We start from the raw sequence: 13490 nt of genomic DNA on the forward strand, positions 1-13490 counted from the left end.
GGAACTATATGATTATGTGAATTGGTTCAACAAGCATCGCATTCATGGCACTTTAGGATACATGACCCCAATTCAGTACAAAGCTGCATCCCTTAAAAAAGTTGTCTGATTTAATGTTGACAGTCCAAAGTTTCATTATCAATTTCAAGCTGAAAATATCCCTCTGTCCCTTTTAATTCGTTTCCCTCTAAATCCTCACTTTCAAATAACTTATAACTGATTTTGAACATCTATTCTCCACCCTATCTAGTCATCTTTTTTATCCGTACAATCAAAAACGACAAAACCTTCATACGGGTATAACATGAGTTAGTTGTGTTCATTGGTTAAATGATAAATTCATTCGTCACCCAACCCACCTAAAAAAGAACATTGAAAGGTTCGGAACTAGACAAGGTTTTAACAACATTATTCTTTCAAAAATTCTACGACTTTGCCAATCAATTCAGGATATTTAGCAAAGTATTCATCATCATCAGAAATAACTATTCCTGCCTCAATCGAATCTTCATTTAAGATACCACGGATATAGTACTTATAACTTGTGCCTATTCGTTCTAATCTTTTTTGCCGTCAAATACTTCACTAATTTCTAACCCTTCTAAAACCGTAAATCCTATTGAAACTGGATATTTGCCTCCTACTTCAATTTCATAAGGGCAGATAAACGTGAAACCTGTATATTCGACTCCTTGTATTTCAAGTGTAACTTCCTCTTCAATGTGTGGGTCTAATCTCTTAACTAGAGCCACATATCTCATACTTATTTCTTACTTTCTTATTCAGCTGGGTTAATTACAGGAACATTCACACCATTTATAGTTTTCCAAAAAAAACGTCTGTCATTTTGACCCTTATCGACAAGAACTGTCTTTATCAATGGACTGTCTATGCTCCCTGATAGTTTAGCTTCGACTGTTATGAGGTTCACTTCTTTAACTGAATTAGCTTTAATAATTTCTAGTTCAAACAATTAAATCCACCTCACTCTTCTTACTCTTCAGAGGCTTTCCTAGCGTTAAATAAAAGTTTATCTCAACACTGTGATTTGATGAATGGGAAGCTAGTTAAAATTGAAAACATAGTTCCTAGGTTAAATCTTTTTATATTCTATGAATCCATTTTCTTCACGAGGTCTTGTGAGTTCACCTTATTATTTTTTCAATAATACGCTCTAAATCATCTACTTCCTCTTCGATCGTTACTAAACATGTATCATCATCAGAAGCAGGTTCAAAACCAATTTTCACTTTTGCAATGTTATACTTGTCTCTTAACCTCAAAAGAAATTCTACCAACTTATATGCTCTCTGTTTTTGTACTGATCTGTCTACTGCAAATAACTCATTTTCCGGAAAATTTATGGTTATATCTCCATAGTCCTTATCAAAGGAAAACACAACCATTACATCTTTAATAATGTATCCTATTTCTAAATGACTAAGAAATATATTTCCTGTACCAATAGGTGAGAGTATTTCTTGAAAACTATTAATTTGATGAAATACAATATCGTCTTTACTATTATTATCAAAGAAATGTGATGACTTCACTTCTAATACGTTAATCTTAAATTCTTCAAAAACCATCTTATCTAGCTCATCTTTTATTAAGTCTACTAGTATAATTTCAAGGTTATCCAAACGATGTACTCCTTTGCTATTAACCTTCCTTCTACTTAACGATCGATATATTAGTGGTTTTGATATTCATATTAGCTATTATGTGTTTTATATCCACTACGAGACCTTCTCTAGAAAAAAGACACCTTAAAGGTGCCCCCAGGTGTCTGGAAATTACTTTTTTAATTACTTTTTTTATTTTTTCGATAATATACTCTAATTCATCTCTTCTTAAACGTGTATCATTATCTAAAGGAGGCCTAAACCAATTTTCCCAATTTTATCTCTATTGTTACAAATATAAAAAAACAAACAACTTATATCACATTAAAGAGCAAATTATATCTTTACAACTGAAATAAAATTACACACTATTTCTACATTAAGAGGGGGCATCAAAATTTTACACTTTAGTAAATTAAAATCTCCACATTCTACATCTGTGATATCAATATCTTGAAGAAAATAAGGGATTTGAGATCTAGCTAACTCTCTTATAGGTCTTCTCCTATCATCAATTGTTGTATGAAAGGAAAATTCTGTACATCCCGTAAAGGACAATTCGACATTCCGCTCTGTATCCTCATATACAAGGGTCATTTCGTCACCAAAGAAACTCGAATCAAATTTTAATACTCTAGCATCCCAATAATGCATATCTTCAATTTCACTTAAGATTTTTCTTGCCTTCATCCATATCACCTCACTTCTTATATGGGATATGAGCATCAGAACTTTTTCTATCAACAATAATCTGATTAATATCAACCGAGTTACCATTTTCATCAAACAAATGAACATGATCATACTTGGTTACCTTATCAGGTGGATCGATTCTCATACGAATGTTTCCCCTTGGTATCTCTAATATGAACAAAACCATTATTGTCAGTATATCCCCAATCTTTTGGCAAGCTGTCTAGAATTTCTTGTTTAGACATATTAGGAATGTTTTCAGTAATAATTTCACCTGCGAAATTCCCTTTAGGAGTACTCGTCCCCTCAGTCTTCCCCTTTCCACCTGAACCTCCCGAACCACCCGGTTCATCATGCTTTAGAAGCTTTCCTATCGTTAAATAAGAAGCTGCCTGACTTACTATATAGCCAGTATAATACCCTCTTCTTCCTCTTTTTGCTTTATTTGCTCTAACAATTGTTCAGCATCTGATCGTGCAGTTCCTGTCCCCCAGGCATAGTCCCATGCAAAGCGTGCACCTAATAATGCATCGACTGCTCTCCCAACTGTAAATGCATATCCTATGTCATATACTGTTCCGAAGGGACTCTCCCAAAAGCTCTTTACTGTACCAACTGCATCGTCAAAGAGCCCTTCGACCGTAGCTCCTACTCCCTTAAGCGCAGAGGCAGTATAATCAACACCACTTTCTAGCTTTGCCTCCACTTTTGGAGGTAAGCTAGGCATAACGATCGCCGATCCTCCTTCACCATCCGCTTCAGCAAAACTTCTGGCTATAAAGTTCAGCTGCTGGGCAATCGACGAAATTTTCTCCATCGTCACCCCCATGGATAGCCTGGCTGATAAATACTCCTGAAAAAATCGCTCTTTTGTCGCCCCTGACCAGCCTTCACTTATAAAATAAATTTGCTTATCTAATTGACCGCACATCCGTTCCAGTTCCTGACGCTGGTTTAAGAAGTGTCTGACAACTTCCATCAGCTGATCAGGTGAGACCATTATTTTCACCATAAGGATTTCACTCTCACTGTTAGTTAAGGTGAATAAATTCTATCAAATAATGGAAAATATTACATCGGTCATTATTCCTTTAACTTCTATTCAATCTCTATCTTATGTACTTCATAAAAAGGAAAATTCAGTGAATTAATAGATATGTTTTTCATCACTGACCCTACTAATCCACCTCCACGAGAAATATCTTTTCTTTATATGCCCCTCGCTGATCTGCCTTTTCTTTACGAATCTTGTTTAGTTCCTCTTCACTAATACCATGAACCGAAGCCAGTGCGTAAATGACCTCCAGTATATCCGCTAATTCTTCATTAGCTAGTACATCTGTTTCCGCTTCTTGATATTCTCTATGTTCCTCTTCCAGCTTTGCTCTCAGCACTGACTTGTAAATTTCCTCATTTAGAATCAAAGTCTTACAACGTTTCCCTTGAGAATGGATGATATTCGGAATTAAATCCCTTACTAGCTTATTATAGGTTCGCACGTTTTATATCAGTCTCCTCTCGATCTCAATCTAACATTAATCTAACTCATAAAATTATTAAAACATGGTTTCCTAAAAACCGACTCCTATCTATCAATGAATAGCAAGTCTCGTACGTATTATCAAGATTCTATAGTTGTTCGATCAACAAAGTTATGATTTTCTTTAATAATCATTCTTGCTAGACGTCGCCCTGCTCTCTTAAAGAAGAACTCATCAGAAAAATAGATTGAATCAATTGACGAAAGTTGGTTTATAACCTTCTTTCTTTTGTCATATTCAATTTTTCCCATTGAATTTTCATTTGGTCCATATAGATATACTACTCTATCTTCGTCCTCAAATTCCTTTAACATCAATACAAAAACTGCCATGATTCTCCTCCTCATCGTTTTTCTTTCCATTCCACGGTCTTTCAGATTGATCATCTGGGTAGCCTTTTTTATTTATCTAGCTCTTCATTGATTAAAGAAGCATCACTCAAAGAAAAATCTAAAGACAGTTCATTTGACAATAAAGATATTAAAATATTTGTGACCTTCGAAAAAACAGCTTCACTAGAACCAACGAAACTGTGAGCTCCTAGAGCAAAAGTAATACTACCTGCATACTGCCAGTTTGATTCTAGCATTCTTTCCTTTGCAGAATTAATAATTGAATAAGCATATTCGGTAGGAATTCCTAAATAAATCTCTTCGTTTATCTTAAACTCAGAGCTATACAAAACATCATTGTCGTTACTTACTTTAACTTTAATTATTAATTCTGAAGTTTGCTTAGGTGTATATTCTACCCCCAGCAATGCATAATACGAACTATGCCTAGGTAACTTCAACTCTACTGCTATTTTTTTATAATGAGAAACTACAGGCATACTTAATTGTAATGATGTTTTCAACTCATCGTCTGATTCATTAGGAAGGATTGGATAGTCATCCTTCCATACTACTGCCTTTCTGAATTTACCCAAATCGAACACTACATTCATTTTTTTCCTCCAGAACTTACACCATTGATAAATTATACTCTCTCTAGCATCCCAATAGCTCAATGCATCAATTTCACTTAAGATCTTTCTACTTTATTCATTTCGCCTCATTTTTCTTATTCATGAATTACGCTTGTGACGTTCTTAAAGAATTTTGAACTTTCGTCCAATCTCATTAAAGGAGTTTCTACCTTCTTATCATTTGGGTGTCCTGTCAGAAGCCATAATAAAAGAGGTTGATCATGGTGATATCTGACCATAATCAACCTCTTTGAAAGGACCATGAAGACATATAGCCAATCAAGGTCACATTTTTACAATTATTGTCTTACCAAATATCATCAGGTAAACTCATTACAAAAGAATAGTTTCAAGTGCATCACTTAACATGGAATCAAAACTTTCAAATGACTGAATTAAAGTCCCTGAGGGTTTATCGAGTTCTACGTATACACTCTCTTTTTGGTCATAACAATACCATGCTGTATCAGAATCTCCAAAAAATATATATTGCTTTTGCCATTCATTTTCATACCAGAGCTCGTTTGTCTCAATAAAACCATGGATATCTTCTTCTACTTCCCTATCAAGTAGAACTTTATCAACACCGTAGATTACTAATCCGTTAAAGTCTAACCCATTTATTTTCTTCAAAAATTCAATATATGACTCAGGTAATATAAAGTTTCCTAATTTCTGATGAATATCATGATTCATTTTTACAATTTCTGTATCTGACACTGGATTTCTAAGTGTACTTCCGTATTTTACTTCAATCTTTTCTATTTCTATCAAGGAGTCTTTCCACTGGGCCATATCTACTCTTCCTTTCTTTTAAAAGGTTTTGGTGGGTAAACATCATCCTCAAATATCGGCCAATTTATCTTTTCACTTTGTTTTGGGGCTAATCCTCTTGTTAGGGTGTTTTGCTCATTGGTAACCGCTTTATGATAAGGGTCATTCTTTATTAAGACTAAGTTAATGAAATCATTTGTACCACCATCATCTAAAGGTAAATTATGATGTACTTGCCACCCTTTTGGGTTAAGTCCATCCTTCATTCTAGAAATATCATCTTCACCTAAACCGGCCTTTTTAAGATATTCAACTCTTACAGGATCGTTAGCAAATTCCTTAAGAAAATTCTTCCTAACAGAGCTATTAAATTCCTTTCTAAATTTAGCTGTTTCTTCTGGAAGTCTCTTAGTGTAAATAATTTCTTCTACCTTTACACCTTTTAAATGAATCTTCTCTCCTTTTAACGTTCCTATGAAGTAATTATCCTTATCACCAATTCCCGTCCCCTCAGTCTTATCCTTCCCATCCGGACCATCTTGAACATTATTCTTACTCTTCAGAAGCTTCCCTAGCGTTAAATAAGAAGCTGCTTGACTTACTATATAGCCAGTATAATACCCTCTTCCCTCTTCTTCCTCTGTTCGCTTTATTTGCTCTAACAATTGTTCAGCATCTGATCGTGCAGTCCCCGTCCCCCATGCATAATCCCATGCAAAGCGTGCACCTAATAATGCATCGACTGCTCTCCCAACTGTAAATGCATATCCTATATCATATACTGTTCCGAAGGGACTCTCCCAAAAACTCTTTACTGTACCAACCGCATCGTCAAAGAGCCCTTCGATCGTAGCTCCTACTCCCTTAAGCGCAGAGGCAGTATAATCAACACGACTTTCTAGCTTTGCCTCCACTTTTGGAGGTAAGCTAGGCATAACGATCGCCGATCCTCCTTCACCATCCGCCTCAGCAAAACTCCTGGCTATAAAGTTCAGCTGCTGGGCAATCGACGAAATTTTCTCCATCGTCACACCCATGGATTGCCTGGCCGATAAATACTCATGAAAAAACCTTTCTTTTGTCGCCCCTGACCAGCCTTCACTTATAAAGTAAATTTGCTTGTCTAATTGATTGCACATCCGTTCCAGTTCCTGACGCTGGTTTAAGAAGTGTCTGACAACTTCCATCAGCTGATCAGGTGAGACCATTATTTTCACCATAAGGATTTCACTCTCACTGTTAGTTAAGGTGAATAGATTCTATCAAATAATGGAAAATATTACATCGGTCATTATTCCTTTAACTTCTATTCAATCTCTATCTTATGTACTTCATAAAAAGGAAAAAACTTCCCTGATTTATACTCAAGGAAGCTAGTAATATTTTTTATATAAACATTTTATTGAATAAGTGCACGTCGTCTTTCAAGTTCTACATCCATCGCTGCCCGCTGATCATCCAATTTATAGAACCACATCGTAATTCCAATCAACAGACAAATGATTAGCGGCACCCAAATAAAGCAGATTTCAATATAGCTGAGTGCTGTTGTGTTTTGTGTGGCGTTGGGAACATAGCCTCCCATTTTTAGGACAACCCCAATTAAGAAACTCCCGAGTCCCAAGCTTACTTTTACAAAGAAACCTTGAATCGCTGCAATCATCCCAGATATACTTTTATTCTTTTTATACTCTGAATAATCAATAATATCGGGCTGGATAGCAAATGTAACTCCGAAAATCCCGTAAATACCAAGACCTGTTATCGCAAGCCCTGCTATGACTAAAAACGATGAGGATTTTCCGAAATAAATAAGCAAATCTCCTACGATGTAAATAATCGTGCTTAAAAGCAGTATATTTCTTTTTGACATCTTCTTTTGAAGCCAAGGTAAAATAAGGAGCATAGGCAGACCCGATAAAATTCCGAATAGCCCAACAAAAGTAAGCCAATCTTGACGATTCAAATTATAAGTAAAATAATAAATTACAGTAGTATTTCGTATAACAAAAAGAGCGAAGTAGAGAAAATTCACGATAAAAAATATGGCAGCTTGACCGGTTAATCCTTTAAAGTCTTCTTTGAAGGAAGATTTTCCAGGATTGATGGTTGGCGGAACAACCTCTTTGGTACTCATAAAAGTAATCACAAATATGATAAGCGCCATGATGCCATAGATGCTCATTGTGATTAAGTAACCTCTTTGTTCATCACCTTGTCCAAAGAAATCAACCATTGGCATGGTAATGGACATGACTAAAGCGGTTCCAAGTAATGCGCAGATCATTCTTGTCGATACTAGCCAGTTACGTTCATGGTTATCTGAAGTTAATCTCGGTACGATCGTATTTAATGGTATATTAACAACCGAGTAGGCAATGTTCAGCAAGGTATATGTGACATAGGCCCAAATAATTTTCCCTGTCATACTGAAATCAGGCACAATAAATGTCATAATCGTAAATACAGCAAAAGGAATAGCACCAATGATAAAGTAAGGCCTTCCTTGACCCCATCGGGTATGTGTTCGATCCACTAGTAATCCCATGCCGGTATCTGCAAAAGCATCAATTATTTTCGTTAATAACATTAACGTACCTGCAACTGCTGCTGTTATTCCAAAAACGTCAGTATAAAAGAAGAGCAGATACGAACCCATTGTGCTGAACACAAGATTACATCCTAGATCGCCAATCCCGTATCCAATCCTTTTTTTCCACTTAGACATAATTTCACTCCGTCCCTACTAATCTATCGATGTCGCTTTCCCTGATCTCATGAAAAAAGTTCCATGTGAACTACTCTATATTTTCGATAATCTTGATAACGTTTTCATGTCTTGCTTTAAATTCTGATATACCGATTTATATACACGGTAATATTCATTATATTTTTCATGGTTTTGCGGGTCGGGCATAATCTTCTGATCCAGTACCTGCCACTTTTTCACGTCTTCATACGATAGAAGTCCTGTACCAATTCCGGCAAGCATTACATCCCCCATATTGGCTTCCACATCATGAATCGGACAGACAACGGAATAACCCGTCACATCGGCAAAGATTTGTCTCCAGAGTTTTGACTTCGTTACACCGCCGGCGATTATAATAGATTCACCTAAGTTCTCCCCCGTTGCTTCCATTGCATCACGTAATGAGAACGCAACCGCTTCCAGAAATGCACGGTAGATATGAGCCTTTGTATGTGCCAGCGTAAGTCCAACCATCGTTCCTTTTGCATCTGAATCCCAAATTGGGCTTCTTTCCCCCATGAAGTAAGGAAGAACAATAAGGCCCTCGCTGCCAACTGGAATCGTAGCTGCTTGTTTATTCAATACATCATAGGCATTTTCTCCACCATTTTTCTCGGCTTCCACTTCAAATTGGCACATGGTTTGACGGAACCATTTCACAATTGCTCCTGCTGTGGCACCTCCGGCAAAATAATAAGAAAGTCTTTGAGCATCATATAGATAAGGCCAGACAATGAGATTCTTTCCCTTGATTGGTTTGTCCGAAATTAACGCTGCGCACATGGAAGTTCCAATTGCGGCTGCATAAATACCCGATTCAAATACACCAAGACCAATATTCGCTGCACCACAGTCAATACCGCTTGCAATCACTGGCATTCCTTCAGAGAGCCCTAATTCAGATGCAGCTTCCTTTGTTAGTCCTCCAATAATATCTGTCGATTCTACTATGTTTTCCGGCATCATCGACATAGGAATACCCATGGCATCCATCATTTCTTTAGACCATGTTCTGTTATTCATATCAAAAATACCGCCAATATTCCCCGCTGAGGAATAATCAATCGCAATGTTTCCTGTCAATTTATAAATAACGTAATCATTTGGGGGCAAAAATAATTTCGTTTTTTTCCAGTTTTCGGGTTCATTATTTTTCATCCATAGTATTTTGGTAAATCCATAATAAGGATCTGCTCCATTGTGGGTAATATCTAATAGTTTTTCTTCTCCAATCGTGTCTAGAACCCATTTGGTTTCTTCTTCTGCTCTGCGGTCCATCCATATCATACAAGGTCTAACTGGCTCCATATTTTCATCTAACGGAATTCCAGAACCTCCATACAGACCGCTAATCGCGATTCCGCGTATTTTTTCTGCTGGGACATTTGCCTTCTTCACTGTGTTTTTAATAGAAACCTTCGCTGCTTCGAGCCATACATCTGGCCACTGTTCAGCCCATAAAGGTCTCGGTGTAAGCACATCATATTCCTGTAAATCTTGGGCAATTAAGTTGCCTTCTGTGTCCATTAAAATGGTTTTGGTACCGGATGTTCCAATATCTGTGCCGAGTAAATAGAACAAGGATGTCGCCTCCTGATGTAATTGTTTCTTTATTTAAGTCTATTAGATTAGATGCAAGTAAAAGCGCCATCCACTACAAAGTCTGCTCCCGTAGTAAAGCTGCTAGTATCCCCTGCAAGGTAAACACAAATGGATTGTAGTTCTTCCGGTCTTCCCATTCTGCCAAGAGGAGCCATTTGATTCCATTGTTCAATTAATGGTTGTAAGCTTGGGGAATTTAACGTAAGTTCTGTTCCTATGTAGCCTGGACTGATACTATTCACGCGCACATTTCTAGTCGCCCACTCTACCGCTAGAGATTTTGTCAATTGGATGACTCCTGCTTTAGAAGCATTATAAGAACACTGCGGCTGCGGGACATTTACGATATGTGCTGACATAGAAGCTGTGTTAATAATGGAACCTCCGCCTTGCTTTAACATCACTTTTCCAGCTGCTTGAGCTGTTAAAAACACCCCGGTAAGATTGATATCGATTACTTTTTTCCATTGTTCATATGTCATATCCTCAGCAGGTATATTCATGCAGATTCCAGCATTACAGAAAGCAACATCTAAACGTCCAAAGACACTCAGGATTTTAGTAATCATAGAATTCACATCTTCAGGATTTGTGACGTCCGCTTTAATAGCAATCGCTTGAATTCCATGGTTTTTTTCGAGTTCGGCAGCTGTTTTCTGCGCTTCTTCAAGATCCAAATCCACTATAGCCACATCAGCCCCTGCCTCACAGAAAGCGGTTGCAACACTTTTACCAATTCCTCTCGCACCGCCTGTAACGAAGATCTTCTTTCCGTCTAATCTCATTTTTTCAATAATTCCCATAAATCTATTTCCCCTTTCTATTTTGTAAAACCGTTTTATTAAATAGATTAATAAAATCAATTTACATAATATACCCACTTTATAAAACAAGTCAACCTTCCATAAAAAAACAGCGACTTATTTCACACTCATTGCATGGATTTTATGATTCGTTAGTCACTTCAATTTGCTTCCAATTGTTATTTATTCGATAGCTATGTTATATTTAAAAGAATTTTATAAAAGTCGTTTGTATAATGGGGTTTAGTTATGGATCATAACATTACATTTAGGGATATAAAGAAAAGTAATTACTCATCGATTTATCATCTTATTTATCAAAATGAGAAGCTTTCAAAACAAGAAATCGCAAATCAACTTCATCTGAGTCTGCCAACGGTAACTCAAAATTTAGTTCGCTTAGAAAAGGAAAAACTGATTGAAAAGAGCGGGCAATTTGAATCCTCGGTTGGAAGACGCGCAACGGCATATGCATTATGTCCGCAGGCTCGTGTCAGCATAGGGGTTGAAATTCAAAGAAATACAATTTGTATTTCCGCAGTAGATTTGCTTGGTGTTGTTTTTCATAAAACCAACCTGTCACTTACATACGCAAATGAAGAGAGTTACTTCAAACAAGTAAGTCAAGCTGTACAAGCTTTCATCTCCTCTCTTATGATCGAACAAGAGCAAGTCTTGGGTGTTGGTTTTGCAATACAAGCATTAACATCAGCGGATGGACAAAACATCACCTACGGAAAAATATTAAATTGTACGGGGCTCCACATTTCTGTTTTTTCACAGCACCTTGATTATCCTTGCCGGTTTTTTCATGATGCCAAATGTGCTGCAACCACGGAACTGTGGATCAGGAAAGATATTGACGATGCTGTCTATCTGTCGATTGGTACGCATCTTGGGGGAGCCATCATTATCAATGGCCAAATTTATATGGGGAATGAAGGACATAGCGGCACGGTAGAACATATGACAATCGATCCACGTGGTTCTCTTTGCTACTGCGGAAAAACAGGATGTATGGAAACACTTTGTTCTATTAGTGCGCTATTAAAAGAAGAGGAATCGTTAGAATTTTTCTTCCAACAGTTACGTTCTGGAATCCCTTCCTATATGGAAAGATGGAATGTATTCTTAGATCATTTAGCACTATCGATTAACAACATTCATCTTGTCATTAATAGAGAATTTATTCTGGGCGGTCATATATCTCCTTACTTAACAGAACATGATATTCAACTTCTTCATGAAAAAGTTTATGAGCGCACCGCTTTTCCTAGCAATGAGCCATTTATTTATATTAGCCGTTCATCTGAAAATGGAGTTTCTAATGGTGCTGCTATCACTTTTATTCAATCCTTTTTGAATGAGATATAGGAGTTTCAACAATGAATGAACAACAACTAATAAACCTATTGAACGAAATGGCGGGAGATGGTCTCGTATATATAGAAGAGGAAGGATATTCCACAAGTGAAGGTGCACCTGCTTGGAATGCAACTAGAGCAGCAGAGAAATTAGATCATATTGCACTTATTCCGATCCTCTGTAACCTATTAGAAAAAGCAAAAAAAGAAACCATGAAACAAGATATTTATTTTGTGCTCGGTAACATTGGAGTAAATACAAGCGATCCACGTGTAGTGAACATTCTTTTAAAACGGCTCGCAGTAGAAAAAAACAAGTATACTTTAGAGCATATTCTCTCTCAAATAGCTCAGCAAAAAGAAGTGCCGGACTGTACGCCTATCCTTCGATTTATTGATGATCCTCGCTGGTTAGTGCGTCATTCCGCCTTTCAAGCTTTAAGTAAATGTAAATGTTCTGCCGCGGAAGAAGCTTTAATCCAAGTTATTACTACATCACAAGATGAATATGATCTTTTTTATGCAATCGGTTCTCTCTGTGATCTTAGGGCAACCAGCTCGGTCCCTTATCTTCTTCCTTTATTGAAACATCCAAAAGGCGAAGTGAGATGCTCTGCTCTTAGTGCCCTAGATCAACTGGGAGATTCCACTTTTCTGCCTGTTTTTATTGAAGCACTGAAAGATCGCTCTCCAGCTGTTAAATCCTTTGCTTTGTTAGCAATTCAGAATCACGGAGATGAAACTGCGATAGACTCTGTCTATCAACGAGTAAAAACGATGTTAAAAAGAATGCGATCAATAAAAAGCGATGAATTAGTGCCTGCGTTTGAATTTCTAAATCGATATAGAGAAAAATATAATCACATTCAAGAACTATTTGAATGGATTATATCGAAAAAGTGGGACTATCTTTTTGATGAAGAGAAAGACATGGTTAAGAAAATCGTCACATAATTAAAAAACCAGACCGTCTTGTTTATAAAAAAAGAAAAAACCAACGTAAAAGAGCAACCTGAACTGAACCCCGAATGGTAGACACTTAAAAAAGTGACTACCATTCGGGGTTTTTCTATTTTCTTTCTAGAAAAGTCCCGTTATACTAACATTACAATTTTTTAGAACGGAGTATTTTTCATGAGTAAGATTATCTTTAATGAACACCAACAAAGACAATTAGAGGCCAATCCAAATGTTAGAATCGTGACAGATCGAACGATTCAATATACCCCTGACTTTAAACTGCTAGCGGTTAAACAAAACCAAGCTGGCAAAGGACCGGCAGAAATTTTCACAGAAGCTGGATTTGATTTGAAGGTGATTGGCCTAAGTAAAGCACGAAGTGCTTTAGATCGTTGGCGCAGAACCTTTC

At 36.9% G+C, this 13490-nt stretch carries 16 protein-coding genes and 2 pseudogenes; 4 read left to right on the forward strand and 14 right to left on the reverse strand.

All coding sequences use genetic code 11. The features are described from left to right. Window positions 1–109: IS3 family transposase (locus KJS58_RS24250; protein WP_213533534.1), on the forward strand; the 109-nt coding region annotated here is incomplete at its 5' end. A gap of 299 nt (window positions 110–408) precedes the next feature. Here the strand turns inward: KJS58_RS24250 and KJS58_RS24255 are convergent. The 14 genes and pseudogenes from KJS58_RS24255 to KJS58_RS24320 all read right to left on the reverse strand — a co-directional run bounded on the left by KJS58_RS24255 (window position 409) and on the right by KJS58_RS24320 (window position 10757). Then, window positions 409–761, reverse strand: a pseudogene (locus tag KJS58_RS24255) (hypothetical protein). Between the two features lie 17 nt (window positions 762–778). Beyond that, window positions 779–973: a hypothetical protein gene (locus KJS58_RS24260; RefSeq protein WP_213536213.1), complete on the reverse strand. Its 195-nt coding sequence runs from the start codon at window positions 971–973 to the stop codon at window positions 779–781. 172 nt (window positions 974–1145) lie between these two features. Then, window positions 1146–1643: a hypothetical protein gene (locus KJS58_RS24265; protein WP_213536215.1), complete on the reverse strand. Its 498-nt coding sequence runs from the start codon at window positions 1641–1643 to the stop codon at window positions 1146–1148. A 318-nt stretch (window positions 1644–1961) separates the two neighbouring features. Further along, the gene (locus tag KJS58_RS24270) at window positions 1962–2315 is read right to left on the reverse strand and encodes a hypothetical protein (protein ID WP_213536217.1); all 354 of its coding nucleotides are present in this window, start codon (window positions 2313–2315) and stop codon (window positions 1962–1964) included. A gap of 10 nt (window positions 2316–2325) precedes the next feature. Then, window positions 2326–2463 (reverse strand): hypothetical protein, encoded by a 138-nt coding sequence (locus tag KJS58_RS25565; protein WP_249717894.1) that lies wholly within the window; start codon window positions 2461–2463, stop codon window positions 2326–2328. 255 nt (window positions 2464–2718) lie between these two features. Beyond that, window positions 2719–3330, reverse strand: coding sequence for a WXG100 family type VII secretion target (locus tag KJS58_RS24280; protein WP_213536219.1), 612 nt, complete (start codon window positions 3328–3330; stop codon window positions 2719–2721). Window positions 3331–3496: 166 nt separating this feature from the next. After that, window positions 3497–3817, reverse strand: coding sequence for a nucleoside triphosphate pyrophosphohydrolase (locus KJS58_RS24285; protein ID WP_213536221.1), 321 nt, complete (start codon window positions 3815–3817; stop codon window positions 3497–3499). A gap of 122 nt (window positions 3818–3939) precedes the next feature. Next, window positions 3940–4191, reverse strand: a complete 252-nt coding sequence (locus tag KJS58_RS24290; protein ID WP_213536229.1) for a hypothetical protein — start codon at window positions 4189–4191, stop codon at window positions 3940–3942. 68 nt (window positions 4192–4259) lie between these two features. Continuing rightward, window positions 4260–4805 carry a hypothetical protein gene (locus tag KJS58_RS24295; protein ID WP_213536231.1) on the reverse strand — a complete coding sequence of 182 codons (546 nt, stop codon included), beginning with the start codon at window positions 4803–4805 and terminating at the stop codon, window positions 4260–4262. A gap of 354 nt (window positions 4806–5159) precedes the next feature. Next, complete coding sequence (locus KJS58_RS24300) at window positions 5160–5621, reverse strand: YrhA family protein (protein WP_213536233.1); 462 nt, start codon at window positions 5619–5621, stop codon at window positions 5160–5162. A gap of 2 nt (window positions 5622–5623) precedes the next feature. After that, window positions 5624–6820 (reverse strand): WXG100 family type VII secretion target, encoded by a 1197-nt coding sequence (locus KJS58_RS24305; RefSeq protein WP_306433117.1) that lies wholly within the window; start codon window positions 6818–6820, stop codon window positions 5624–5626. Between the two features lie 179 nt (window positions 6821–6999). Next, entirely contained in the window at window positions 7000–8328 is a 1329-nt protein-coding gene (locus KJS58_RS24310) for an MFS transporter (RefSeq protein WP_213536236.1), read from the reverse strand. Between the two features lie 75 nt (window positions 8329–8403). Next, entirely contained in the window at window positions 8404–9933 is a 1530-nt protein-coding gene (locus tag KJS58_RS24315; RefSeq protein WP_213536238.1) for an FGGY-family carbohydrate kinase, read from the reverse strand. Between the two features lie 47 nt (window positions 9934–9980). Next, a complete protein-coding gene (locus KJS58_RS24320; protein ID WP_213536240.1) occupies window positions 9981–10757 on the reverse strand; it encodes an SDR family oxidoreductase in 777 nt (258 codons plus the stop codon). A gap of 249 nt (window positions 10758–11006) precedes the next feature. Here KJS58_RS24320 and KJS58_RS24325 point away from each other — a divergent pair, with 249 nt between their 5' ends. The 3 genes and pseudogenes from KJS58_RS24325 to KJS58_RS24335 form a co-directional block, all read left to right on the forward strand. Further along, entirely contained in the window at window positions 11007–12131 is a 1125-nt protein-coding gene (locus KJS58_RS24325; RefSeq protein ID WP_213536242.1) for an ROK family transcriptional regulator, read from the forward strand. An 11-nt stretch (window positions 12132–12142) separates the two neighbouring features. After that, window positions 12143–13075, forward strand: coding sequence for a HEAT repeat domain-containing protein (locus KJS58_RS24330; RefSeq protein WP_213536244.1), 933 nt, complete (start codon window positions 12143–12145; stop codon window positions 13073–13075). A gap of 180 nt (window positions 13076–13255) precedes the next feature. Further along, a pseudogene (locus KJS58_RS24335) lies at window positions 13256–13490 on the forward strand (IS3-like element ISBsp3 family transposase); the annotation flags it as partial.

The sequence above is a fragment of the Paenibacillus sp. J45TS6 genome, assembly GCF_018403285.1.
Classification (GTDB): Bacteria; Bacillota; Bacilli; order Paenibacillales; family Paenibacillaceae; genus Paenibacillus.

Excerpts from the sequence above, each read along its gene's own strand:
- KJS58_RS24270 (WP_213536217.1), bottom strand. The coding sequence starts at position 2,315 with ATGAAGGCAAGAAAAATCTTAAGTGAAATTGAAGATATGCATTATTGG.
- KJS58_RS25565 (WP_249717894.1), bottom strand. The coding sequence starts at position 2,463 with ATGAGAATCGATCCACCTGATAAGGTAACCAAGTATGATCATGTTCAT.
- KJS58_RS24280 (WP_213536219.1), bottom strand. The coding sequence starts at position 3,330 with ATGGTGAAAATAATGGTCTCACCTGATCAGCTGATGGAAGTTGTCAGA.
- KJS58_RS24290 (WP_213536229.1), bottom strand. The coding sequence starts at position 4,191 with ATGGCAGTTTTTGTATTGATGTTAAAGGAATTTGAGGACGAAGATAGA.
- KJS58_RS24295 (WP_213536231.1), bottom strand. The coding sequence starts at position 4,805 with ATGAATGTAGTGTTCGATTTGGGTAAATTCAGAAAGGCAGTAGTATGG.
- KJS58_RS24300 (WP_213536233.1), bottom strand. The coding sequence starts at position 5,621 with ATGGCCCAGTGGAAAGACTCCTTGATAGAAATAGAAAAGATTGAAGTA.
- KJS58_RS24305 (WP_306433117.1), bottom strand. The coding sequence starts at position 6,820 with ATGGTGAAAATAATGGTCTCACCTGATCAGCTGATGGAAGTTGTCAGA.
- KJS58_RS24310 (WP_213536236.1), bottom strand. The coding sequence starts at position 8,328 with ATGTCTAAGTGGAAAAAAAGGATTGGATACGGGATTGGCGATCTAGGA.
- KJS58_RS24320 (WP_213536240.1), bottom strand. The coding sequence starts at position 10,757 with ATGGGAATTATTGAAAAAATGAGATTAGACGGAAAGAAGATCTTCGTT.
- KJS58_RS24325 (WP_213536242.1), top strand. The coding sequence starts at position 11,007 with ATGGATCATAACATTACATTTAGGGATATAAAGAAAAGTAATTACTCA.
- KJS58_RS24330 (WP_213536244.1), top strand. The coding sequence starts at position 12,143 with ATGAATGAACAACAACTAATAAACCTATTGAACGAAATGGCGGGAGAT.